Source organism: Lactonifactor longoviformis DSM 17459 (genome assembly GCF_900129135.1).
Lineage (GTDB): Bacteria > Bacillota > Clostridia > Lachnospirales > Lachnospiraceae > Lactonifactor > Lactonifactor longoviformis.
Genome location: NZ_FQVI01000004.1, coordinates 121,864 through 145,633, shown reverse-complemented (window position 1 = coordinate 145,633; position 23,770 = coordinate 121,864). Strand labels below are relative to the sequence as shown.

Here is a 23,770-nt window from a genome sequence, read left to right as displayed (position 1 = left end):
GCTACGTCAGCCTTACTACCTGGTCTACGCCCACGGAACAGATCATGCCCTGTGCTTCAGAGCTGATACCGTGGGCCTTATTGATTTCCTCCATAATAAGATTCCGGTTCTGGGCAGGAACTACAATAATTACCACCTCTTTTTCATTCTGCAGGGTAAAGCCGAAAAAGTGCTTGCTCTCTTCCGTACCCAGCCAGCGTGCTTTGAGGATAGTTCCCCCTCTTGCACCGGCCTTTTTCGCAGTATCCATGACATCATCTGTATGTCCCTGGTTGACAGCAACCAGGATCAGGCTGTGTGACCCTCCGTAACCAGTCATAGCAATCTCTCCTTTCGCGGTATCTTCAGGGATTTCTCCCTTATTTTCATAGAAAACGGAAGCAACCAGCTGGTTAATTCCTGTGAGCAAAATGTCAAAAACAATGCCTTTGGCCTCAACCTGTGCTCTGAGCTCGGTGTTCAGGTCATATAAAAGTCTGGTAATACAGGAAGAGGTTCCAAGGCTTAACAAAATGTCTCTTTCCGGGCTGCCAAATCCTAATACATCCAGCAGATCAGAGGATGCGGTCCCGAAACCGCAGCACTGGTAATGCCAGAAGACTCCCTGATTTGTATAGAAATCGGCCAGCACGGCTCCCTGGTGGCGTTCGGCAATGGTTACCATTAGTTTCAGCGGTTCTTGTTTTGCAGTCATGTCTTACCTCCTAATCTTCAGCGTCAAAATACAGAATACAGTCCTCCACTTCCTCTTTTGCCCGGGGCTGCCGTGGGGGAAGGTGCTCCTTTAAGCGGCTGCTGAGTCCCAGAAGCTGTATCGTGCAAAGGGGGGTCATGGCCACCATTGCTACAATTCCAAAAGCATCTGTGAGTATATTGCCCCCCACAGCCTCGCAGGCCCCCATTGCCAGGGGGAGAAGAAAGGTAGCCGTCATTGGCCCGCTGGCCACACCTCCGGAGTCAAAGGCAATACCCGTAAAAATTTGAGGAACAAAAAAGGTCATTATCAGGGAAATCAGGTATCCTGGGATTAAAAACCACATGATAGATATTCCGGTTAGGATCCTTATCATGGCAATTCCCACAGAAAGAGCAATGCCGATAGAAAGACTGTGCTCAATTGATTTTTGGGAGATGGAGCCGTTTGATATCTCTTCTACCTGTTTTGTGAGGACAAGAACGGCAGGTTCAGCTTTTACGATGAAATAACCGATGAGCATCCCGATGGGAATCAGCAATACTTTATACGGACTTTGGGCTATGGCTGCGCCGATATGCTGTCCGGCAGGCATAAATCCTACATTGACGCCGGTCAGAAAAAGGATCAGACCGATATAGGTATAGACCAGCCCGGATACAATCTTCAGCAGCTGGTGCCTGTGAAAGCGGCGGAACAGCAGCTGAAATACAAGGAATAATAAAATAATTGGAAGAAGTGCTGTGGTTACTTCCCCTGCATAATGGGGAATTCCTGTGAGAAATTCGCGGGCGGCATCCTTTGTGGTGGCAATAACGGCAATCTCTGAAGGAGCGTACACGGTCTCCGAGGGATGATAAAAGATCCCCAGCAGAAGAACTGCCATAACAGGTCCGATGCTGCACAGCGCGATTAGGCCGAAGCTGTCGCTGTTAGAATTCTTATCGCTGCGGACAGATGCCATACCAATACCCAAAGCCATGATGAAAGGAACGGTGACAGGACCGGTGGTCACACCTCCCGAATCAAAAGATACAGGCACAAACGAATCCGGAGTACAGAAAGCCATAAGAAAAATAATGGCATAGAAAAATACCAGAGTATAGGATAATGGGATCTGGAATAACATTCTGACTTCCGCCAGGAGGAGAAAGATTCCGACTCCGGCAGCTACGGTAAAAATTAATACTGGATTAGGAACGGCGGGTACTTGGTTGGCAAGTACCTGAAGATCCGGCTCTGCCACGGTAATCAGGATACCGAGAATAAGGCAGACTGCCAGAGAAATAAGAATGGTTTTGGACTTGCTCATCTGAACTCCTATGCCTTCGCCCATAGGAATCATAGACATATCTACCCCTAAGGTAAAGAAACCCATACCCAGAATCAGCAGCACGGCGCCGAAGATAAATAAGATGAGAGCTCCCGGCGTTAAGGGCGCGATAGTGATACTTAGAATCAAGACGATTACAGTAATAGGAAGGACAGAGGAGACAGACTCAAGGACTTTTTCTTTCAGTCGATGGTGCAATCTCAAATAGAGACTCCTCCTTTCTGGTGACAGGATGAACAGTAGCCAGTGTAAGGCCCACTTATTCCGGCATACCGGATCAGGAAGCCCGGATGATTAAAACAGAAAAAGATGATATGGTGGTATAACCTTGTATGTGTTTAGAAACTGCCGGGATAAGCGGGAGATTACACTCCTGCTTTATAGTATACATGATTATATGCAGATGTTCTGTGCAGATTTTGTTAAGATTGATCCATGCCGGAACTTATAGCAGTCCAGAGCCGGCAGAAGAGTCTTCTTTCCCGCTGCCATGAACAGGTTACCCCGGCACCCTCAGGATTCGTATGAGATAGTATGCCATACTGCCGAATACGGCTATCAGACTCAGTGCTGTAAAATGCCTGTAAAGGGGCAGAAGATGTACGGTGCAGAAGGATAAATAGGTGAAAACACCAGTCATTATAAGCTTCAGCACAGCAATCATGTTTTTTACATAACGATATACTCTGTCTTTGTTCCTGCTGGTGATGGCAACACCGGTATTCCACATAGACGGATGCTTTTCCAGCACAGAGATTCCGAGAAACATTAAAAAAGTCAGGATGGGAATGAGAAACAGCTCTCCTTTACTGCCCCACCTGTCTACTTCCCCTGCGCCATTGTAGTGTCCGGGAATTTGATTGGGAATCGTACGCCAGAAGAGAATAATGTTCAGGAACATTCCGATGATCAGCAGAAGACTGATGAGGCGAATCACTTTATGGAACCTGGTGTCCGGTACAGTAATGATTTCTTTCATGTTTCGGCTCCTTCCTAGAGTGCAGGGTTAGTATCGCTTTGCTGAGGTTATTATAGCATGAATACATCTATGTATTATAATTATTTTCCAGATCCAGCATATAAAAGCTAATCATAAGGTGTAAAACTGTGCTGTAATCTTTCAGGGAAAAATCTCCAATCTCCTCTATTTTCTGTACCCTGTAAAGCAGAGTATTTCTGTGAATGTGAAGCTGCGCGGCAGTTTCGGAAGTTCGGAACAGATTTTTGGTATAGGCCTCCAGTGTCTTTAAGAATTCCGTGGAGTTTTCACTGTCATACTCTTCCAGAAGAGGTATGGCAGGGGAGATATAATTGGTCCGGGGCATCTGGGACAGCCGCGGAGCCAGTATTGCCGGCAGATAGAGGCTTTCATAATAGTGGACGCCATTGGGGCTGCCCATGGACTGTCCCAGTGTCATGGCGTCCTCAGCCTGTTTAATATAGTCTGAGGCGCAGAGAAGATCGTCAAAGTACCTGCTGGCTCCGCAGCAGCCGTTAAACCTGCGCAGTGTTTTTATAAATAAAGTTTCTTCAGAATTCCCTCTCGGTCGTTTCTTCATATTATAGTGAAGCACATAGAGAATATTTTCCTGAATCAGTGCGAATTGGTAGGGAGAAAACTGCTGACTCAGTTTCCGAATGTAGGACAATACATTTTTCTCACTTTTATCATAAGTACTGACAGCAAAAATCTGATAGGGAGGGTTTAAGTCGCAGTTCATATCTTTCTGCCACATAGTTAGCTGTCTGGGGGTTTTAATACGGTGATTAAATAACTCTCCTGCAAATACTTTCTGATATGTGTAGGGCATACTGCTTTCCGAATCGTTCTCACGGAAAAAAAGAGCACAGACATTCATGATAATATCCATGGCTTTCAGACGGTCGGGGGTGATCTGATCGTATGTGCACTGCATAGTAACGTATCCTTCCACGATATCATTTACCTTGACGATGCCCTGAATCTTGGGATTATCCCTGCAGGATCCCCAGTCTACCACATAAGGCGCATTCCGGTTATTGACTGACTGCATGATTCCGTCCTCGTACAGGCGTACAATCATATCAGTTTCATAGCCTTTATTTTCCAGCAGGTAATCCCACTGATAATCCCCGGTTTTTACATTGGGTGCAATGCCCAGAAGGTTATACATGACATCTACGGTCAGTATCGGGACACCCACAACTTCATAACAGACCTCCATAAGCCTCTGGACATTATTGCGTGGCAGTACTTTAAATATTTTTTCATATAACTCTAGAAAATCAATGGAATCCGCCATAGATGCCTCCTTGTACAAAGATACATATAACAATATTTTATATCTCCTATTATATCGATAGAAAACCATAAATGCCAGCCTAAATTATTGAAAATGATATAAATTGTTAAGGATATCACAATCATTCTATATAAAATGGTGGGTTTACCTGATATATAGGAGTAAAAGTATACAGATAGAACAATAAGAAAAAATATTTTTCTGTTGTGCAGATGCACAAAAATGACAGATGTATTTTTTCGGTATTACTGATGACGCAGCCGAGGGATTGACATATAATTAACAAAACGTTGTTGGTACCAGCGGAAACAATAAACATAGTTAATGTAAAAAGGAGGAACAGTTATGTTCGATTTAACGGGAAATGTTGCAGTAGTGACAGGGGCATCGGCAGGTTTGGGACGTCAGTTTGCGCTGGCATTGGCACGTCAGGGAGCTGATGTGGCGATTTTGGCAAGAAGAAAGGAAAAGCTGGAAGCAGTGGCGAAGGAGATTGAAGCGCTTGGGGTAACCTGCCTTCCGGTTGCCTGCGATGTGACGGATACAGAACAGATCAAAGGAGCTGTGGAAAAGGTTGTGTCTGAATTAGGAACGGTAGATATCCTTGTGAATAATGCCGGGGGAGGAAGCTGTATTCCCTTGGAAGAACTTCCGGATGAGGAATGGAGAAAGGTACTTACCCTGGATCTTGACGGGGCATTTTACTGCATGAAATATTTTGGCAGAGTAATGTTGGAGAAAGGATATGGCCGTGTTATAAACATTGCCTCCATTCTGGGAAAAGGCGGACTGAAAGAGCTGCCCGTTATTGCGTATGCTTCAGCCAAAGGAGGAATTATTAATATGACCCGCCAGGCTGCCACTGAATGGGCTGAAAAGGGAGTAACGGTAAATGCCCTCTGTCCCGGATTTTTTGCATCAGAGGCCAATGGTCCTGAGGCTATGCAGTCTATGAATGATTTTATCGTTACAAGAACTGCTATGAGCCGTCCCGGCAGGGATGGGGAACTGGATTCCTCCGTTGTATTTCTGGCGGCAAAGGAATCTACTTATGTGACGGGTGCTATCTTAACCTGCGACGGCGGATGGACAGCCATATAAAGGGACGGAAGAATAACAGGCAGATAAGGAGAATGTGAGATGAATTACAATTATAATAAATTATTACAGCCAATTAAAATCAATGGAATGCGCCTCAGAAACAGAATCATGATGTCTGGAATGGGGACTTTTACCCCAATGGTAGACGGTACAGACAGTGAGGAAGGCATCCGATACTATGAGGAGAGGGCAAAAGGAGGGGCAGGACTCATCATGACAGGAGCCATGTTCCTCAACGAAAAAACTGCACAGGGAGGGCCTACTCTGGCACTTCACAGTACCAGGGCTATTCCGAAGGCTACAGTTCTTACAGAGCGTATACACAGATGGGGAGGCAGGATTTGTCTTCAGCTCAGCTGCGGTACAGGAAGAAACGGTATGCCGGATATTGGAGAGAGAGTTCCGATTTCTGCATCTGCAAATCCCTCTTTTTACAATCCGGATATGATTTGCCGTCCTCTTGAGACAGAAGAAATTAAAGACATAATGAAAGATTTTTCCGTTGCTGCTCAGTTTGCTTTAAATGCAGGCTTTGATGCGGTGGAAGTACATGGTCATGCCGGGTATCTGGTAGATCAATTTATCTCTCCCCAGTGGAATGAACGTACGGACGAGTATGGGGGATCCTGGGAGAACCGGGTGAGATTTGCCACGGAGATTGTAGATTCAATCCGAAAAGTGGTAGGACCTTGCTTTCCGATCCTGTTTCGCATCTCCCTGGACCATATGTATAAGGGCGGACGTACCCTGGAGGATTCTATGCCTATCATCCGGCTGTTGGAGCAAGCCGGGGTAGATGCTATTGATATTGATTCCGGCTGCTATGAGACCATGGATTATATTTTTCCCACTTGTTATACCGGCGAGGCCTGTATGGCATATGTCTGTGAGGAGGCCAGAAAACATGTAAGTATCCCAATCATCAATGCGGGCAACCATTCTATGGAGACGGCAGTGAAACTGCTGGAATCAGGAAATGCAGACATTATCAGCTTCGGACGTCAGCTGATTGCGGATCCTCATTTTCCAAATAAGCTGAAAGCAGGGCACAGGGAAGACATCCGTCCCTGTCTGATTTGTAATGAAGAGTGCATCGGACGTATCTTCGGGAGACTGACACAGCTTTCCTGTACGGTCAATATACAGGCTTGCATGGAAGGCTCCTTAGAGATTACACCGCTGCCTTCTCCAAGAAAGGTTGCTGTTATAGGCGCAGGTCCCGGGGGGCTGGAGGCTGCCAGAGTTGCTGCTCTGCGGGGATGTGATGTGACAATCTATGAGGCTTCTGACAGAATAGGAGGAACCTTCAGAGCCATTGCCAGCGCACCGTTTAAAAAGCGTATCCGCGATCTTATGGAGTGGTATGGGATTCAGCTGGAGAAATTGGGAGTAAAGATCCAGTTTAATACAAAGGTATCTCCCCAGGATCCGTGCCTTGCGGTGGCGGATGAGATCTTTGCAGCCACCGGCTCCGTTCCGTTTGTCCCCTGTATATCCGGAATGGATGATAAAAAAGTAATAGATGTGACCCAGGCGCACATCCAGGGGATTGAGGAGGAACATGTTGTAGTCTGCGGCGGAGGGCTTTCCGGCTGTGATACGGCCCTTGAGCTGGCTATGGAAGGGAAGAAAGTTACCATAGTAGAAATGATGGATGCCTGTGCCCGGGATGTAATGATGATCAATAAGCTGAGTCTGGACAGACTTCTGGCCGAATATAAAGTAACGATCCTGACAAATACGAAAGTGTCGGGAGTCACGGAGGAAGGAGTAGCTGTCGAGACCGCGGGTGGGGATAAAAAGGTGCTTCCGGCTGACAGAGTAATTACTGCATTCGGACAAAAACCGAACAGCTCCGTGGCTGAGGCAATTGCAGAAAAATACCCTCTGAAGACGACTTTAATCGGAGACTGTCTGAAGGCGGGAAAAGCAGGCAAAGCAATCCGTGAAGGCTTCTATGCTGCGATGGCGCTCCAATAAGGAAGAAAAACACAAGGAGGACAAGGTGAAGACAGAAAAAGGATTTTTTGGTTATAAAGCGGCAGTGGGGGCATTTCTTGTGATTTTTGTTAATCTGGGGGCTTGTACCACCCTGGGAACTTTCCTGGCATCTCTGTCTGCTTACAGTGAGCACTCTATCGGTGCTGTAGGCCAGATTGGTACGGTAAACACTATATGCAATGTAGTGCTGAGTCTGGCAGCCATTAAAGCCCTCGGAAAACTGGGGGCACGGAAAACTATGTTTATCTCTATACTTGCGTGTGCGGCACATATGCAGTTGTATACCTTTGTGACACCGGGGGCGAATGTTCAAAGCCTGATTCTTATGTATTTGGCCGGTGCACTGGCTTCCTTTTCTATAACATTCGGCACTCATGCGGTCTGTTCATCGGTGATTGCGGAGTGGTTTGTAGAAAAACGGGCACAGATTACCGGCATGGTACTTTCTGGCGCGGGCATCGGAGCAGCAGTGTGGGTTTTTCTGGCAGGACAATTATTTAAGGTAACAGATTATAAAAACTGCTATCGCGTACTCTCAGTACTCGTGCTGATCATTGGTTTGTCTGCAGTACTGTTCCTGATTAAGACAACAGAGGAAAAGGGACAAAAGCCTTTGGGCTGGGACAGTGCCTTTGCACAGACAGAAGCGGCAGAACTGCCGGGGGTATCCTATAAAGAAGCCGTATCGTCCACTTCATTTAAAGTGCTTGTGGCAGCACTGCTCTTCTCGACAATAGGGGGAACAGCATATCTGTCCTATGCGCCAACCTGGTGGCAGATGAATGGAATGACGGCAACCGGGGCCGCAAACTGGAATGCCATCTATCTGCTTCTGGCGGGACTGCTTTTGATGGCAGCCGGAACAATTTCCAATAAGCTTGGAACAAGCGGTTTCATTGTCTATGTGTGTGCTGCATTTATTCTTACTTTTATCTGTATGGTATTATGGCCTGTCAGCGGCGCCACGTATCTTATGGTACTGACGGTAATCTTTGCTGCCGCCGCTTATCCGGTTTGTGCAAGCATTCCTTCTTTTGTAGGAACGGCAGCATTCGGTGCAAAAGAATTTGCGCAGATCTCCGCAACTTTGATGGTTGCCGTATATATTGGCCAGGCTCTGGCGTCCCCGGTAATGGCGGCGCTTCTGGCTTCAAAGGGAGGTATGGGCCTTGCCTGGATCGTATTTGCCGTGACAACCGGTATTGGGATGATACTGCTGCTGGCAGCATTAAAATTGTCACCCTTAAAAAAACAGCTTCGAGAATAGAAGGAGGAGGTATTTATGGACTTAAATCTGCAAAATAAAGTCGTCGCCATTAATGGATGCACTGGTGGGATAGGGCAGGCGCTCTGCAGGGCTTTTGCGGGGGAGGGCTGCAGACTGGCAATCTCATCTACAAGTCAGGCAAAGTTGGATGCTTTTGTTAAGAATCTGGATATTGCTCCGGAAAATTTGAAAACATTTGTGGCCGACGTCACGAAACCAGAAGAGGTGAAGGCCTGGATCGACGGGGCTTATCAGCAGTTTGGAAGGATAGATGTCCTTGTGCCGAATTCCGGATACGAGGGGAAATACGAGGAAATCGCGGACTGCACCTTTGCGTCTTATATGGCAGTCTACAATGTCAATGTATTCGGCGTTATGTATGCCATGAAATACGCAGCTCCCTATCTGGTAAAACAGGGAAGCGGCGCAATTGTTACCATTGCATCTAATGGAAGTTATACTACCGCTGCCGGAATGAGCGCCTATTGTTCATCCAAGCATGCGGTTGCCGGACTGACGAAATCCGTAGCTCTGGAACTTGGCCCTCACGGAGTGCACTGTAATTATATCTGTCCTGGAGGAGTAGATACACCCATGATTAGCAGGATTGAAAAAAACACCTTTGGAGATACAAAGACACATAAAGAGTGTGAAGAAATATTCGGTAAGGATTATCTGGATAAAAGGTACTGCAGGCCGGAGGAAGTAGCAAATCTTGCCCTCTATCTTGCCTCTGATCTATCCTCCCATATTATGGGGTCAGGAATCCGTCTGGACGGAGGCATGGATGCTCTCTGCTAAGAATATAAACATAAGGAAATGATCAAAAAGCCACCGGGAAGGAAATAATCCCGGTGGCTTTTTGCGCCCGGAGGGCCGCATTCTGCTTATTTGCAGTCACAGCCAGATTTTTTTGGAAAATCAAAGCTGGGATTAAAAGCGTAAAAGTTTTTGCAGTCCAGTTCTTCCTGAACGGTTCTCAGAGCTTCTCCGAATCTCTGGAAGTGTACAACTTCTCTGGCTCTCAGGAAACGGATAGGATCTGCAACCTCAGGATCCTTTACCAGTCGCAGAATGTTGTCGTAGGTCGATCTGGCTTTCTGTTCTGCAGCCATGTCTTCGAATAAGTCTGTGATGGGATCCCCTTTTGACTGGAATTCGCATGCATTGAAAGGTACCCCTCCTGCAGCCTGGGGCCAGATGCCTACGGTATGGTCTACGTAGTAGTTCTGGAAGCCTTGCTGCATAATTTCTTCCGGAGTCAGGTCCTTTGTGAGCTGATGAACGATGGTGGATACCATCTCCAGGTGTGCCAGTTCTTCTGTACCTATATCGCAGCCGATTTTGCCCCATAAGCCCCGGACTATGGCCTAGCTGTATGGCATATATTTTAGTAATGCAGCTTTAGGAGTGAGATAAATGCCAGATTACGGCAGGTCCAGGCAATCGACGAACAGCAACAATGAGCAGAGCGTTGAGGTGTCAGAGATACAGCGCAAAGAATTGGAAAAACTAATTAAAATTGGGGTTTACAAAGAACTCTATAAAAAAAATGTACTGACGGAGTCTCAGCTAGATCTGCTAATAAAAGAGAGCAGTGTGCTGTGAAAAAGCTAAAGGTTGCCGCTTACTGCAGAGTTTCCACGGAACATGTGGATCAGGCTAATTCTCTGGTGAGTCAGCGCAGGTACTTCTCAGAGTATATCAGGAGTCATTCAGACTGGGAGCTTGTGGGCATTTATTATGACGAGGGGATGAGCGGCACTCAGACAGCTAAGCGGGAAGGCTTTAAACGTATGATACAAGATGCCATGGCTGGGAATATGGACCTGATTCTGACCAAAGAGGTCAGCAGATTCGCAAGAAACACTGTAGATACCCTGTATTATACAAGAAAATTAAAGGAATATAAGATTGGAGTTATCTTTACCATAGACAACATTGATACCAGAGAACAGGATGGAGAACTGCGCCTTACCATTATGGCCAGCATTGCTCAGGAGGAGAGCCGCAAAACCTCAGAGAGAGTAAAGTGGGGACAAAAACGGAGGATGGAACAGGGCGTTGTATTTGGAAGAGAGCTTCTGGGATATGAAGTGAAGGATGGAAAGCTGTATATTATTGAGGAGGAGGCCCGGATTGTGAGGGCTATTTTCCATAAATATACGAACGAGGAAAAAGGAACCTATGTCATAGCAAGAGAGCTTTTTGAGGAGGGATTTCCCTCAAAAAGCGGCCTTCTGTGGAGCAATGCCTCTATACTGCGTATCCTGAAAAATGAGAAATACGTAGGTGACCTCTGTCAGAAAAAAACAATTACGCCGGATTATCTCACACATAAGAAAAAATACAACAGAGGAGAAGAAGAAAAGATATATATAACCGATCACCATGCTCCGATTATCCACAGGGAGCTTTGGAACCGCACCCAGGAAGCACTGAGGGCAAGAACGTTTAAGGCCGGGGAACAGCAGAAACACAGCAGCCGTTACTGGTGCAGCGGTAAGCTAATATGCGGCAGATGCGGCCGAAGCTTTGTCAGCCGCACAAAAAAGAGAAAGGACGGAAGCCTGTATAAAGCGTGGAGATGCAGTGCCAATGCGGGGTATGGAAGAGAAAAAACAGACGATTTGGGGAGAAAGGCCGGGTGCGATAATCAGACGGTCAGTGAGAATGCCCTGTTAAGCTGTATGGACTTTGCAGCTGCCCGGGTGCCGGTATCATGGAATTCCCTGAAGGAAGAAGTGCTTATAAATCTGCGTAAATTGAAGCCTGCTGAGGGGGAACGGATGGAAATGGAGCGGCTGACGAGGAAAAGAGAGGCACTGGAAGAAAAAAAACGAAAGGCTATTGATTTGTTTTTGGAGGGAATGCTGAGCAGAGAAGACTTAAGAAAGCAGACCGGGTGGTATGAAGAAAAAATCGAGACTGTAAATCGTCAGATTCACACTGCAGAGGAAAAAGCAGGAGTAGTATCCGGTGATTTCTGTGAGGTATGTCATTACAGGGAGCTGCTGGATGAGATGCTGAATATTCCATCCGCCAGGGAGAGCATATACAGAGAGATTCTTGAAAAAATAATTATATATGACCATAATACGATGGCTGTCTGGCTAAAATGCCTGCCCGTAGGTTTCCATATGAAAATCAGAACCAGTGGAAGAGGGGAAAACTATACTACAAAATTATTGGAAATAAAATTACTCAGGAAAGAGAAAAAACCGGCAGGACTCTGAGCAATCCAGAGGCTGCCGGTTCCTTTTACGTGGCAAAAAGAAGAAAATTGTGCTAAAATTAAAAACAACATACAAATATCAGATACAATGCACCCGCTGTACAGAGCAGGTGAATACTCGGAGGAAAATATGGACAAACAGACATTAGAGAGAGTCAGAAAATTATTTGAGGGAGACCGGTTTGCAACAGAAAATGGCGCGGTCATAGAAGAGATTGCTGACCACTATGCAAAATGCAGTCTGATTCTGGAGCGCAGACACAGAAATGCTATGGGAGCAGCCATGGGAGGGGTATCCTTTACCCTGGCAGATTTCGCATTTGCAGTGGCTTCCAACTGGCAGGTGATGGGCACCGTATCTCTGAACTCCAGCATTACATACCTGGGGGCGCCGAAAGGTGACAAGCTGATTGCAGAAGCTGTCTGTATTAAGGACGGACGCACCACCTGCTGTTATCAGATGAATGTCTACGACGAACTTGGCAATGCGGTTGCTGCGGTGCTGACAACCGGGTACCATAAATAGCAGAAAGGAGAGAAAAATGGAATTACTGGAACTTATGAAAAAGCGCAGAAGTATCAGGAAATATACACAGGAGGAGGTGCCCGAGGAAAAGCTGGAGATGATTCTGCAGGCGGGTCTGCTGTCTGCATCCGGCCGGGGAATCCGCCCCTGGGAGTTTATTGCAGTAAGAAATAGAGAGACCCTGAGAGCAATGTCAGGCTGCAGGGTGGGAGCGGCAAAGATGCTGGAAGGTGCAGACTGTGCCGTTGTTGTAATCGCAGATGCAGGGAAGACGGATGTGTGGACAGAGGACTGTTCCATAGCTATGTCCAATATGCACCTTATGGCGGACAGTCTGGGGATAGGAAGCTGCTGGATACAGGGCCGTCTCCGGGAAGCCGAAAAGGGTACCGCGGAGGAATATCTGAGACAGCTTCTTCACTATCCGGAGAACTTTAAATTAGAAGCAATCCTCTCTCTGGGGATTCCTGCAGAACATCCAACCCCCCATACCCTTGCGGAAGTAGAGACTGCCAAGATTCACAGAGAAAGGTATTGAGAGGCGTTCCATGCAAATTCTTATAGATGCGGATGCATGTCCGGTAATCAAAATTGCTGAGAAAGCTGCCATGGATTGTAAGGTACCTGTCACCCTGCTCTGCGATACCAATCATATGCTGCAGTCAGATTACAGCAGCATAAAGGTGATTGGAACCGGAGCAGATGCAGTGGATTTTGCCCTTATTACACTGTGCCGAGAGGGAGATATAGTGGTGACACAGGATTACGGTGTGGCAGCAATGGCATTGGGAAAAGGGGCTTACGGGATTCATCCCTCCGGAATGCTGTATACAGATAAAAATATAGACCAGCTTTTAATGGAGAGGCATCTGGCAAAAAAAGCACGGCGGTCCCCGTCCAAAAATCACATCAGGGGACCGAAAAAGAGGACAGGGGAAGATGACCGTCAGTTTGAACAGGCTTTTCGCAGGCTTCTGGAGACCGCGGGAGAAGGTGGGTAAGTTTTCTTAATCGATTGCTCTCAGCCGCTCTACAATGCTCTGTTTCTCCAGATTTCTAAAACACAGAAGCGGAACCAAAACAGCGAATCCCAGCAGAACAGGGATACAGATTCCCAAAGGAAGCAGTGTAAAACGAAACGTGCTGTATCCCCCCTCTACCATAGCACGCACACCAATCCCTACTGCGAAGGCACTGACCAGAAAAGAAACTCCAATGGTGATAACTGCATAATACAGTCCTTCATAAATCAGCATTCTGCAGAGCTGACGTTTTGTCATACCGACAGATTGAATCATAGCAAACTCTTTTTTTCTGGAAACAATAGCAGTAACCATGCTGTTTATAAAGTTCAGAATACCTACCAGTGCGATCACTAAACTTATGGCATTTCCCATAACAGCGGAGGCACGGGTTTCAGCCTGATATTGTTCAATCATGGTCTGCCGGGAAGTAACAGGCAGGCTTGCATCCATATTTTTTGTATATTCATTCAGCACTTTCCGGGCGTCATTGAGGTGCGAATCCTCTATATTGAAAAAGAGCTTGCGCAGTGTATTATCCGGCCACTGTCTGCAGAATGCATCCGAGTGGAGAATAAAGCTCAGACTGAAGCCGCTTCCGCCTCCGTTTTCCATGGCTCCGCTGTCCACGGAATTCAGCGGATAGACAATCCCCATTACTGTATAGTTTTTTTCTTCTATTATAATGCTGTCCCCAACAGAGGGTGTGGGATAGACCTTATATTTTTCTTTCTCAGACTCATCGATGGCAGGACCAATTGCAAGTACGTAGTTCCCAGTGGCGAATGTCTCAGCATCATAGGTGCCGGAATAAAGATATTGTGACTGAGTAATAGTATCAAGGGGAATCCCATCCAGTCCATAGATGACAGTATCTGCCCGCTTATCCGCTATTGCAGCTTTCAATGCCTTAGGGCCGGTGGGATCGTAGGTGGACCAGTCATCCAGCATATCCTGCGTATAGAAGGCATTCAAGTTTTCAATTGTCTGTGCATCCATTTCCCAGGATAACTGGTGAGAGTACATATGACCCAGAGCTTCCAGACCTTCCAGTGCCTCCACGTCAGCAGTCAACTCATTGTTCAGCGTATTTCCCTGAGGATTGTAGCCGTTTACGGCATCTTCATGGGAGATATCTGCCAGTTCGAAATCAGCAATTGTCTGTCCGGATAGATATTTTTCCATATCAAAGGAGGCGTTTTTGGCGTAAAAACAGCTCAGGAGTACCAGGCCGAGTGTAAGGGAGCAGATTACAGTAACCGTACGCTTTTTGTTACGGCCAAGGTTAGCCCATGCCATTCCGGTCAGGGAGGCCCCTTTTCTTCCCTTCTTTGTCTTCTTTTTGCTTTTTGAGTCCGAGTCATTATATCGGAGTGCTTCCATGGGCGAAACTTTGCCCGCAAGCCTTGCGGGGCGCAGGCAGGATATCAGAACCGTTGCCCAGGCAAACAACGCAGAACCAAGGAAGATGGCGGGATGGGCTGATGTTACTGCAGATCCGCCGAAGGTACCCATTAGTACAGGAACCAGAACCATACCCAGCAGAAAACCGAAGACTAAGCCGGCAGGAATTCCTATCAGACACAGGCGGTTAGCCTGGCCATATAGTATACGACGAATTTGTTTTGTGGTAGTGCCCAGAGTCTTTAATTTTCCATAAAACTGGATGTCTGCGGCTACGGAGATCTGGAAGATATTATAGATGATCAGATAGCCTGCGACGAATACCAGAATCATTCCCAGATACATGGGAATACTTTCCTGGACTGCTGTAGCATTCATTTCTGGGGAATAAGCCAGATTTACGCCGTATTCCAGCTGGGACAGCTGTGTGTCCGCCAGAATCTTATCCATAGAGGCTTCAATATTGCTGTCGCTGGGAAGAGAAACCTGAGCCATGTGAAGTCCCAGAATCTGATCTTCAGAGGGAGTTTGTCCGGCGGTCATCTCATCGGCGAAACTGCGGCTGACCCAGGCCATACTGGCATAGCTGGATTCATTCCCCTCCCAGTAGCCGCAGAGTGTAAAGCTTCCATTGGTTTTTTCTTCTTGGGAGAGGTCCTTTCTCCATTCCAGCGTGACATCCGCCCCTATCTCATGGGGAATTCCCAGCCGATCCAGAGTCAGGGTGTCAAGTGCAATTTCATCGGCTGTCTGAGGCATAGAGCCTGTGGTGGGCAGAGCGAACGAATGAGAGGCGTAACTGTCATTCCCCCAGCGTATTTCTACCTGCTTTCCTGCAAGGGATTTATTTTCCGCAAGGCCAAGCACAATGCTTTGCCCAAGCTCCTCAACATCCGGATGGGCGGCAATCCGTTCTGCCTGCTCTTCTGTTATATTTTTAAAAGAAGCCTGAGCGTCATACCCGGTTTGCCGGAACGTCATCTCTATCATATTTTTCTGCATACTCTGCGCCAGTACAAACAGAGTAGTAAACATTAGTGTAGTCAGAGCAACGGCAATAACGGCCACGATATTTCTGGCTCTGTTGGCCCGAAAGCTGCGGCCGGTCAATGTGCGTAGGATAGATGTTTGCTTTTTCATGGTTTCACCGCCTTTACTCTGTGATTTTTCCGTCTTCAATGCGGATGATGCGATCAGCCTGCCGGGCAATTTCCGGGTTGTGAGTAATCATCACGATGGTTTGCCGGTATTGGCTGCCGGTAAGCTTCAGCAGTTGTATTACCTCGTCGCTTGTCTTGCTGTCCAGATTACCAGTAGGTTCGTCCGCCAGTATAATAGCCGGTTTGCTTGCCAGCGCTCTTGCGATAGCCACACGCTGCTGCTGGCCGCCGGATAGATGATTGGGCATATTGTCTAATTTCTTTTCCAGGCCCAGGAGTGATACGATTTCCATAATAAAGGTTTCATCGGGCTTCTTGCCGTCCAGCTGAATGGGCATAACAATATTTTCATAAACATTCAGAATTGGAACTAAATTATAGTTCTGGAAGATAAATCCAATTCTCTGACGCCGGAATACGGTCAGATCTTCATCAGAGAGCTTGCCAAGCTCAAATTTATCCACCTTGATACTCCCGGAGGTGGGGCGGTCCAGGCCTCCCAGCATATTCAGCAGGGTAGACTTGCCGCTTCCGGATGTGCCGATAACAGCCACGAATTCTCCCTGTTCGATAGAGAGAGTTACATTGTCCAGAGCTTTAACTATATTTGACTCACTGCCATATTGTTTGGTTAAGCGGGTGGTACTCAAAATACTCATACTAGATACCTCATTTCTGCAATTTTCATGTCCTCTCGGGAACTTGAGTTTATTATAATCCGCAGATAAAAAGGCACAATAGAAAATGCGAAAACTAACATTCTGTACGTAAAAACTAATACGGGTAGGGTACCTGAAGGCTTGGGTATTTCCGGTGAGACAAACAAGGGACGCTGCCTTAACGCAGCGTCCCTAAGGGAAAGTATTATGAGTCCGGCAGTGGAATCAGTATTTTCAGAATAAAAGTATTTCCGTCTGTCTGGGTCCGGCAATGTCCTCCGTATTTTTCTACAGTCTTTTGTATATTTGGTAATCCAAATCCATGTAAAAGAACATCCTTTTTGGTGGTTTTTTCTGACAGCGGCAGGTCAGAAGCTGTGTTATTTTCTACGGTGGCAGCGAGCATATCCCGGACACGGGCCGCTTTAACCGTTATGAGTCTCTGGCTTGCCGGCAGTTTTTCACTGGCTTCTATGGCATTGTCCAGAGCATTCCCAAAGATGGTACTGATGTCCAGAGGCTCCAGGAAGGAACCGTCCTCAAAGTGTACTACCGCACTGAAATCGATTTTCTTTTCCCGGGAGATCCTGAATTTATCTCTGAGAATAATATCCAAAAAATCATTTCCAGTGTGCTGATAAGCTTCATAACCTTCAATTTGAGCTTTCAGAGTCTGAATGGTCTTTTGGGCTTCCCCGCTGCCGCCAGACTGTGCCTCCAGGATTAGCAGATGGTTTTTTAGATCATGATAAACACTTCGGACCCGTTCTTCCTCCTTTAGTCTGTCCCTGTAGTAGCTGTGCTGCATCTCCAATTCCTGAGCCCGGTAGGCAACCTGAACCGAATTACAGATATAAGAGGCGAGATAGACGCAGCCAAAGCTTGAGAAAATAGAGGCACCGCAGATGGGATAGACAATGACCGCATTTTCCGGCATGAAATATATAATAGTAAAAATAGCGACAAAAGAAGCCAGTGACAGCATGTCAACGATCAGCCATATCCGCGTGGTCAGGTTTGAGGTGATCTGAGAAAGAAACCTCCGCAGAATCAGCCATGCCCCCGCCCAGAACAGAAGGCGGAACAAAAAGGAAGCTGTGTGCAAGGCTGTACTGGTCAAAAGTAAGTCGTGCGTCCAGACAATATCCTGTCCGAACTCAATGGAGGCAGCCCTGTGAAACAGGCGGGCCCCGATATCCTGGGTCAGATAATTAATACCGATTAAAGCCGGGTAAAAGACCAGCACTACGGAACCTTTTACGATGAGGCTTCCCCGGTAAAAGATAAGGAGATAGAGTATAAAACCGATCATAGTACCTAAGATACCGACCAAATCATTGGAATAGATGACACAGTCAGCCAAGGGGATAAAGGCCAAAAAGGCGGCGGCCTTCATCAGGCGTTTTTTTCGGAGACATAAAAAAGTTTTGAGAATCCAGAAAAATACAAAGGCATAGGCAGCCGCAAAGACACAGGCAAGTCCATCAAGGAATGCTATCATCATAAAAAGTCCCCCCAGTAATCTGCCAGCTGCTCCATAAATTCTTTGCGCTTAGGCTGGCTGATAGGGATAATCTCGCCGGTGATCAGTTCGATCTCAAGTTTTTTTACTCCTTTGACAAAAAAGAGATTGACTATGTAACTGGTGTGACAACGGGCAAACCCTTTGCTGCGCAGGGCCTGTTCCATCTCCTTCATGCTTTTGCTGCAGATAATATTCTCCTGCTCAGTATGAAGAAGCAGACTGCGGTTAAAAGTCTCTATGTAGTGCAGGGTTTTCAGAAATATCCTGTATTTGCCGGAAGGAGAGGAAACTGCCAGATATGGGGAGTCTCCCTGGGGACGCCGCTTCCGCCACTTATCCATTTCCGCCTTCAGCCGGGCATATTTTATTGGTTTGATAATATAGTTGGTGGCCTGATATTTATAACCCTCCAGACTATATTGTGTTAATGTGGTAAGAAAGATAATGCTTACCTCTTCATCCATCTGACGGATCCGCTCTGCAGCTTTTAAGCCGTTCATTTGATTCATCTGAATATCAAGGAAAATCAAGTCAAAGGTAGTGTCGTATTTCTCCACTAATTCGCTGCCATCATAAAAGGGAGTAACTTTTATTTCCAGATCTGTTTGGGCAGCGTATTTTTGCAATAAATCATCCAAACTAGCAATAAAATTTTTCTCGTCGTCGCATACTGCTATGTGCAGCAAAAAAATCACCTCACATTTCATAAAGATACTTTTGGTATTATACCGTATTTTTATGTAGTTCACAAATAGTATCTTAAGATTAGACGTAAGCCATGGAAAGGGGCAATACCGGTAACGATATGCCTATATCGTTCAGTACACCCATAGCCTTTCGGTTCGGCATAGAAAAACGCTGTGAGAGATACCGCATGGAAGCGCTCATCTCTCCGTCAGGGCCGCCGTACTGGCTTAAGATAACCTGTGCTATTTTAGCGTTTGTTTTTGTGATATTGACCGGATACTGTAATCTTTTCTCATAATTCCACATAAATTATTTACAACCTCCTTTCACTTCCCAGGGCCAGGGCTGCATAACCCATTCCCAGGAATCACTGCAGGCGTCATCTGCAGTATCAATGGTCAGAGGTCCGTAATAGGCAGCGTATTCTTTCAGGGCTTCCTTGCGGATTGCAATTTTTTCCTGATAGAAGGCAAGGGCTTTCTCATCACACGGATGGGTATCCAGATAAAGGAGAATATCGTCCACAGCAAAGCTGACTTCGTTAATCAGCTGAAGTAATTGTTCTTTACATGGTTTGTTATTTCCATTCATCGATTCATCACCTGCTTTCCGGTAAATGGCTTGCAAAGTTCCGGGAAAATGGTTCCTACCTGAAGCGCTTTGCAGAGCTCAAAGGTAGAACGGAACTTCTGACAGGGAACATATCCCATGGCCAGGGGGAGAGAGTTGACAACAGAGTAATCACAGTCCACAGCCGGTTTGCAGGGAGCTGCGGAACGCGGTTCCGGAGTCCTGGACGGGCATGGAGGGGGATAATAGGGACGGTACCCTGGATAATTATTCATTCTGCATTTGTCCATAAGCATATCCTTTACAAAATTTAAGTTATTACAGTACTATCCTATGTCTTTTCATGGAAAATGTTCCGCGGAATGATTGCCTTTTCCGGCTGAAAAGGGTAGAATGAGTGTAAATTACATATGAGTACAGTAGCAGTAGGGGCAGACCCGGTTACAGGCAGAGATTCTTGTCAGGACAGGGTATGAATTAGTGCAGAGGTTGCAATTTATAGACTGCTGCCTGTTCCTCAGGTTGACTTACTGGTATTTGGAAAGGGGAAAAACTCATGAATCTGCACGAGTTGGTAGAGCAGAAGTCTTTGGAATTAAAAGAAAAGACAAAGGACATGAATGCGCTGATTCAGAACATTCCTGGAGGAGTGATGTGCTGTGAATATACCAGAGAATTAAAGCTGCTTTTCATCAGTGACGGTTTTCTGAAGATGACGGGATATACAAGAAAGGAGATTGCAGAACGGTTTCAAAATGAATTCTCACGCATGATATATCCCGAGGATTTGGAAAAAACCTGGGACAAGGTAGAAAAGCAGCTGGCACATAGGGATCAAAAAGAAATTGAATACAGGATAATCTGCAGAGACGGAAAGCTTCTTTATGTCCACGATAAAGGGCAGGTAGTAAACAGAGAAGACGGCAGCCAGGTTTTTTACTGCATTCTGACGGATATTGATCATATGAAAAAAGAGTCTCTGAAGCTCAGAGAACAGGCACAGAGGGATGCTCTCACAGGTTTGTATAATAAGATAACGGTGCAGAATCTGACAGAAGAAAAACTTTTGCATATGCAGGAAGGGGAGCAGGGTGCCTTCTTTATCATAGATATAGATAACTTCAAGCAAATCAATGACGTATTCGGACACCTGAACGGGGATGTGATGCTGGCAGAGGCCGGCAGAAGCCTGAAAAAGCTGGTGCGGAGCAACGATATTGTGGGAAGAGTGGGAGGCGATGAATTCGCAGTACTCCTGTGGGGGATTCAAAAGACAGAGGATGCAGAGAAGAAGGCCAAAGCGATATTGGATGCCTTTGGGAAGCTGATGAATAAGGAAATGGATAAACAGCAGATCTCCTGCAGCATCGGTATTGCCAGGATACCCGGAGACGGCAGAACCTTTCAGGACATCTTCAAAAATGCAGATGTGGCACTGTATTATGCCAAGAAAAAAGGGAAGAATAGATATGCTGTGTATGATAAGGGGATGCCTCCCCAGTCACTGACTGCTGCGGAGCTGAAGTCGTTTGCGGCCTCCGGGGAAAAAGAGATAGAATCCGACAAAAATCTGGGGGTGCTGCCCTACCAGCTGGCAGAATACGTGTTTCACATCCTTTATAATGGGGACAATCTTGAGGAATCGATTCCTCTGATCCTTGAAATTGTGGGCAGACAGATGGATGTAAGCAGAGTCTATATATTTGAGGATTCTGAGGACGGCACATACTGTACCAACACCTTTGAATGGTGTTCGGAAGGAATTGCACCGCAGAAGGAGTTTCTTCAGAAGGTGCCATACGCAGTGCTGGGAGATTATTATGATAATTTTGATGAGTACGGCATATATTACTGCAGGAATATCCGGGAGATGACAAAAGAACAATTTGAAATCCTGGACGCGCAGGGAATTAAATCTATGCTTCACTGCCTGATTCGTGACGGAGGAAAAAACAGGGGATACGTAGGGTTTGATGAGTGCCGGGAGAATCGGTTTTGGCCGCAGGCTCAGATTAAAACGCTCGCTTTGATTTCGGAAATGGTAGGGACTTTTCTTCTGAAGAAAAGAGCCCAGGACAGGAAGGAGCAGCTGCTGGACAGCCTGCACATGATTTTAGACAATCAGGAAGAATGGATTTATGCTGTGGAACGCAATACCTATAAGATTCAATACGCGAATCTGGCTACCCGGGAAGCTGTGAGGGAGGCTGCAGAGGGCAGCATATGCTACAAAGCCTTCTACTGCAGAGACACCCCCTGTGAGTACTGTCCCAGCCTCCGACTGAAGAGGGGAGGAAAAAAAGTCAGTGGGGTTTTATACAGCGAAGTGCTGGGGAAGAAGGTTATGGCAACAGCCGCCGCTATTCCCTGGCTGGATCAAAAAGAGGTGTTTCTTATGTCTTGCAGGGATATGAGCTGAATTCAGGATAGAAAGGCAGAAGTTTAAGGGTATATGAGAAAAATATTTGGCCGTCTGTATTACATTGTAAAGAAGAATATGAGAAGCCTTTTGGTATTTGAAATTATGTACCGGACTGCAACATTTCTTCTCAGTGGCTACTGCGTGCAGACAGCCATCGACTTTTCTCTGAAAAAACAGGGGTTCAGCTATCTTACGGCTGAGAACTATACAAGCTTTATTTTCCATCCCCTTTCTGTGGTTTTGGCGCTGGCCGTGTTTCTCCAAATTCTGTTTTTTCTGCTGATAGAAGCAGGTGCGCTGATCACCTGTTTTGAAGCTTCGTCCAACAGGCAGAAGGTGACACCGGGGGATCTTTTGTTCGGGGGGCTCTACAGGACCTTTATCATGATCCGGAAAAATAAGGCAGCATGGATTCTTGCAGCGGGACTGCCGGCTCCTATTATGGAGCTGCACCTTATTGTGAGGGAGATCTCTTATATTAAATTGCTGCAGTTTTCGGCACAGCAGCTCTATAAGGCTGTGCCATGGCACTGGGTGCTGTTTGCCGTATGCGGATTACTGCTTGCCTTTTCCCTGCTTTTCATCTATATCCTTCCCGGCAGCTTTATGACTGGGGGAAAATTAGGGAAACGGGTGCCGGAAGCCCTGAAATTATTTCGGAAAAATGCCGGAAAGACAGTTGTTGGAATTGCGGTGATTAATATACTTGTGGCTCTGATTGTAGGAACGGTATATCTCATTGCAGTTATATTTGTGGTCCTTTATTCTATGCTGACCAAATCAACAGCCATGGCAGCGGGGGCTGTCCTGACCTACAGCCGGTGGCTGGATATTGGACTGGGGCTGGCAGCAGGCGCGGTTGAGCTGGTTCTGACCTTAGCCTTTGTCTTTGTGATTTATGAGAAAGCCTATCCCGATTCGGTCAGCAACTGGAAGAAGCGGATATTGTTTCCCAGGCATACCTCAAAGGGGCTGAAGCTGAGAAGAAGAGTTGCCGGGGTATTGACTGCCGTTCTGCTGGTATCTGAAGGGTTTTACGGTGTCTATGTGATGATACAGAGCCGCCAGACTGCGGAGAATATATGGAATTCTGTGGGGATTACAGCTCACCGGGGAGGGGCATTGATGGCGCCTGAGAATACGGTAAGCGCACTGGCTTATGCAAACGATACCCTCTGCGATTATGCTGAGATTGATGTGCAGGAGACAAAAGATCGTGTGCTTGTACTGCTCCACGACAATTCTCTGAAGCGAACGGCAGGCCTGAAGGAAAATATATGGAACGTAACCTACCCCCAGGTGAGCAAACTGGATGCAGGAATCAGTTTTCATAAAAAATTCAGGGGGGAAAAAATCCCCACACTGGAGGAGGCCATAAATTTTTCCAAAGGAAAGCTGGACTTAAATATTGAGATTAAGTATAATGGTGAGAATAAAGGGATCGCTAAGCGGGTCGTCAGGGAGATAGAGAAAAACGATTTTGCTGACCACTGTGTAATTACTTCAATGAACTATGATTTTCTGAAACAGGTTAAAAAGGCGAATCCTGATATTAGAACCGGTTATATTATGACCATGACTTACGGCAGTATTGCCAATGTGAAATACGCTGATTTTTTCAGTGTGAAACACACTTATGTAGATGAAGACTTTGTGGCAGAGGCTCATGCCTGCGGCAAAGAAGTACATGCCTGGACAGTGAATTACAGGGGAGATGTCAAGAGAATGATAAACTGCGGGGTAGATAACATAATTACCGATAACCCCGTTCTGGTGCGGAAGGTACTGGACCAGGAGAGTGATACAAGAACAGGATTTTGGGAACTGATGAAATATGCTCTTCGCATATAGAGCTTGAAATAACGGAAAGATAATAACGGAG

General features: G+C 46.4%; 21 protein-coding genes and 2 pseudogenes. 11 read left to right on the top strand and 12 right to left on the bottom strand.

What is annotated here, in order from left to right; genetic code table 11:
* Window position 1 precedes the first annotated feature (1 nt).
* The 4 genes from BUA56_RS06435 to BUA56_RS06420 all read right to left on the bottom strand — a co-directional run bounded on the left by BUA56_RS06435 (window position 2) and on the right by BUA56_RS06420 (window position 4,309).
* Window positions 2-694, bottom strand: a complete 693-nt coding sequence (locus BUA56_RS06435; RefSeq protein ID WP_072850080.1) for a hypothetical protein — start codon at window positions 692-694, stop codon at window positions 2-4.
* 10 nt (window positions 695-704) lie between these two features.
* Entirely contained in the window at window positions 705-2,225 is a 1,521-nt protein-coding gene (locus BUA56_RS06430) for a DUF1538 domain-containing protein (RefSeq protein WP_084067715.1), read from the bottom strand.
* 301 nt (window positions 2,226-2,526) lie between these two features.
* Window positions 2,527-3,006 (bottom strand): DUF1648 domain-containing protein, encoded by a 480-nt coding sequence (locus BUA56_RS06425; protein WP_072850076.1) that lies wholly within the window; start codon window positions 3,004-3,006, stop codon window positions 2,527-2,529.
* A gap of 67 nt (window positions 3,007-3,073) precedes the next feature.
* Entirely contained in the window at window positions 3,074-4,309 is a 1,236-nt protein-coding gene (locus tag BUA56_RS06420) for a PucR family transcriptional regulator (RefSeq protein WP_072850074.1), read from the bottom strand.
* Window positions 4,310-4,654: 345 nt separating this feature from the next.
* Between BUA56_RS06420 and BUA56_RS06415 the strand changes: the two genes are divergently transcribed.
* Genes BUA56_RS06415 through BUA56_RS06400 form a run of 4 tightly spaced genes read left to right on the top strand, consistent with a single transcriptional unit; the run spans window position 4,655 to window position 9,479 of the window.
* Window positions 4,655-5,410, top strand: a complete 756-nt coding sequence (locus tag BUA56_RS06415; protein ID WP_072850072.1) for an SDR family NAD(P)-dependent oxidoreductase — start codon at window positions 4,655-4,657, stop codon at window positions 5,408-5,410.
* 39 nt (window positions 5,411-5,449) lie between these two features.
* Window positions 5,450-7,390, top strand: coding sequence for an NAD(P)/FAD-dependent oxidoreductase (locus BUA56_RS06410; protein ID WP_072850070.1), 1,941 nt, complete (start codon window positions 5,450-5,452; stop codon window positions 7,388-7,390).
* On the top strand, window positions 7,368-8,678 hold the full coding sequence (locus BUA56_RS06405) for an MFS transporter (protein ID WP_072850068.1): 1,311 nt from the start codon (window positions 7,368-7,370) through the stop codon (window positions 8,676-8,678). The genes BUA56_RS06410 and BUA56_RS06405 overlap by 23 nt, the downstream gene beginning before the upstream one ends.
* A gap of 15 nt (window positions 8,679-8,693) precedes the next feature.
* Window positions 8,694-9,479, top strand: a complete 786-nt coding sequence (locus BUA56_RS06400) for an SDR family NAD(P)-dependent oxidoreductase (RefSeq protein WP_072850066.1) — start codon at window positions 8,694-8,696, stop codon at window positions 9,477-9,479.
* A gap of 86 nt (window positions 9,480-9,565) precedes the next feature.
* Here the strand turns inward: BUA56_RS06400 and BUA56_RS06395 are convergent.
* Window positions 9,566-10,012, bottom strand: a pseudogene (locus BUA56_RS06395) (manganese catalase family protein); the annotation flags it as partial.
* Window positions 10,013-10,097: 85 nt separating this feature from the next.
* On the opposite strand from BUA56_RS06395, the gene BUA56_RS06390 reads away from it, so the two are divergent.
* From BUA56_RS06390 to BUA56_RS06370, 5 genes are all read left to right on the top strand, one after another.
* Window positions 10,098-10,286: a hypothetical protein gene (locus BUA56_RS06390; protein ID WP_072850062.1), complete on the top strand. Its 189-nt coding sequence runs from the start codon at window positions 10,098-10,100 to the stop codon at window positions 10,284-10,286.
* The gene (locus BUA56_RS06385; protein ID WP_072850060.1) at window positions 10,283-11,914 is read left to right on the top strand and encodes a recombinase family protein; all 1,632 of its coding nucleotides are present in this window, start codon (window positions 10,283-10,285) and stop codon (window positions 11,912-11,914) included. The genes BUA56_RS06390 and BUA56_RS06385 overlap by 4 nt, the downstream gene beginning before the upstream one ends.
* A gap of 129 nt (window positions 11,915-12,043) precedes the next feature.
* Window positions 12,044-12,439, top strand: a complete 396-nt coding sequence (locus tag BUA56_RS06380) for a PaaI family thioesterase (protein ID WP_072850058.1) — start codon at window positions 12,044-12,046, stop codon at window positions 12,437-12,439.
* A 16-nt stretch (window positions 12,440-12,455) separates the two neighbouring features.
* Window positions 12,456-12,977, top strand: coding sequence for a nitroreductase family protein (locus tag BUA56_RS06375; RefSeq protein ID WP_072850056.1), 522 nt, complete (start codon window positions 12,456-12,458; stop codon window positions 12,975-12,977).
* 10 nt (window positions 12,978-12,987) lie between these two features.
* Window positions 12,988-13,440 (top strand): YaiI/YqxD family protein, encoded by a 453-nt coding sequence (locus BUA56_RS06370; RefSeq protein WP_072850054.1) that lies wholly within the window; start codon window positions 12,988-12,990, stop codon window positions 13,438-13,440.
* 6 nt (window positions 13,441-13,446) lie between these two features.
* On the opposite strand, the gene BUA56_RS06365 is transcribed toward BUA56_RS06370, so the two are convergent.
* The 7 genes and pseudogenes from BUA56_RS06365 to BUA56_RS22590 all read right to left on the bottom strand — a co-directional run bounded on the left by BUA56_RS06365 (window position 13,447) and on the right by BUA56_RS22590 (window position 19,741).
* Window positions 13,447-16,005, bottom strand: coding sequence for an ABC transporter permease (locus tag BUA56_RS06365; protein ID WP_072850052.1), 2,559 nt, complete (start codon window positions 16,003-16,005; stop codon window positions 13,447-13,449).
* Between the two features lie 13 nt (window positions 16,006-16,018).
* Window positions 16,019-16,684, bottom strand: coding sequence for an ABC transporter ATP-binding protein (locus BUA56_RS06360; protein ID WP_072850050.1), 666 nt, complete (start codon window positions 16,682-16,684; stop codon window positions 16,019-16,021).
* Window positions 16,685-16,889: 205 nt separating this feature from the next.
* Entirely contained in the window at window positions 16,890-18,188 is a 1,299-nt protein-coding gene (locus tag BUA56_RS06355) for an ATP-binding protein (RefSeq protein ID WP_242946729.1), read from the bottom strand.
* Window positions 18,185-18,958, bottom strand: coding sequence for a LytR/AlgR family response regulator transcription factor (locus BUA56_RS06350; RefSeq protein ID WP_341443398.1), 774 nt, complete (start codon window positions 18,956-18,958; stop codon window positions 18,185-18,187). The genes BUA56_RS06355 and BUA56_RS06350 overlap by 4 nt, the downstream gene beginning before the upstream one ends.
* A gap of 58 nt (window positions 18,959-19,016) precedes the next feature.
* Window positions 19,017-19,202: pseudogene (locus BUA56_RS06345) on the bottom strand (manganese catalase family protein); the annotation flags it as partial.
* 3 nt (window positions 19,203-19,205) lie between these two features.
* On the bottom strand, window positions 19,206-19,487 hold the full coding sequence (locus tag BUA56_RS06340; RefSeq protein WP_072850046.1) for a spore coat protein CotJB: 282 nt from the start codon (window positions 19,485-19,487) through the stop codon (window positions 19,206-19,208).
* The gene (locus tag BUA56_RS22590; protein ID WP_187143900.1) at window positions 19,484-19,741 is read right to left on the bottom strand and encodes a spore coat associated protein CotJA; all 258 of its coding nucleotides are present in this window, start codon (window positions 19,739-19,741) and stop codon (window positions 19,484-19,486) included. The genes BUA56_RS06340 and BUA56_RS22590 overlap by 4 nt, the downstream gene beginning before the upstream one ends.
* A gap of 281 nt (window positions 19,742-20,022) precedes the next feature.
* Here BUA56_RS22590 and BUA56_RS06330 point away from each other — a divergent pair, with 281 nt between their 5' ends.
* A complete protein-coding gene (locus tag BUA56_RS06330; protein ID WP_072850045.1) occupies window positions 20,023-21,885 on the top strand; it encodes a diguanylate cyclase in 1,863 nt (620 codons plus the stop codon).
* A 33-nt stretch (window positions 21,886-21,918) separates the two neighbouring features.
* Entirely contained in the window at window positions 21,919-23,739 is a 1,821-nt protein-coding gene (locus tag BUA56_RS06325; protein ID WP_072850043.1) for a glycerophosphodiester phosphodiesterase, read from the top strand.
* The last annotated feature ends 31 nt before the right edge of the window (window positions 23,740-23,770 follow it).

Bases quoted from the DNA above. Each gene is read 5' to 3' on its own strand.
- BUA56_RS06435 (WP_072850080.1), bottom strand. From the start codon at position 694: ATGACTGCAAAACAAGAACCGCTGAAACTAATGGTAACCATTGCCGAA.
- BUA56_RS06425 (WP_072850076.1), bottom strand. From the start codon at position 3,006: ATGAAAGAAATCATTACTGTACCGGACACCAGGTTCCATAAAGTGATT.
- BUA56_RS06420 (WP_072850074.1), bottom strand. From the start codon at position 4,309: ATGGCGGATTCCATTGATTTTCTAGAGTTATATGAAAAAATATTTAAA.
- BUA56_RS06415 (WP_072850072.1), top strand. From the start codon at position 4,655: ATGTTCGATTTAACGGGAAATGTTGCAGTAGTGACAGGGGCATCGGCA.
- BUA56_RS06410 (WP_072850070.1), top strand. From the start codon at position 5,450: ATGAATTACAATTATAATAAATTATTACAGCCAATTAAAATCAATGGA.
- BUA56_RS06405 (WP_072850068.1), top strand. From the start codon at position 7,368: ATGCTGCGATGGCGCTCCAATAAGGAAGAAAAACACAAGGAGGACAAG.
- BUA56_RS06400 (WP_072850066.1), top strand. From the start codon at position 8,694: ATGGACTTAAATCTGCAAAATAAAGTCGTCGCCATTAATGGATGCACT.
- BUA56_RS06390 (WP_072850062.1), top strand. From the start codon at position 10,098: ATGCCAGATTACGGCAGGTCCAGGCAATCGACGAACAGCAACAATGAG.
- BUA56_RS06380 (WP_072850058.1), top strand. From the start codon at position 12,044: ATGGACAAACAGACATTAGAGAGAGTCAGAAAATTATTTGAGGGAGAC.
- BUA56_RS06375 (WP_072850056.1), top strand. From the start codon at position 12,456: ATGGAATTACTGGAACTTATGAAAAAGCGCAGAAGTATCAGGAAATAT.
- BUA56_RS06370 (WP_072850054.1), top strand. From the start codon at position 12,988: ATGCAAATTCTTATAGATGCGGATGCATGTCCGGTAATCAAAATTGCT.
- BUA56_RS06365 (WP_072850052.1), bottom strand. From the start codon at position 16,005: ATGAAAAAGCAAACATCTATCCTACGCACATTGACCGGCCGCAGCTTT.
- BUA56_RS06360 (WP_072850050.1), bottom strand. From the start codon at position 16,684: ATGAGTATTTTGAGTACCACCCGCTTAACCAAACAATATGGCAGTGAG.
- BUA56_RS06355 (WP_242946729.1), bottom strand. From the start codon at position 18,188: ATGATGATAGCATTCCTTGATGGACTTGCCTGTGTCTTTGCGGCTGCC.
- BUA56_RS06340 (WP_072850046.1), bottom strand. From the start codon at position 19,487: ATGAATGGAAATAACAAACCATGTAAAGAACAATTACTTCAGCTGATT.
- BUA56_RS22590 (WP_187143900.1), bottom strand. From the start codon at position 19,741: ATGAATAATTATCCAGGGTACCGTCCCTATTATCCCCCTCCATGCCCG.
- BUA56_RS06330 (WP_072850045.1), top strand. From the start codon at position 20,023: ATGAATCTGCACGAGTTGGTAGAGCAGAAGTCTTTGGAATTAAAAGAA.
- BUA56_RS06325 (WP_072850043.1), top strand. From the start codon at position 21,919: ATGAGAAAAATATTTGGCCGTCTGTATTACATTGTAAAGAAGAATATG.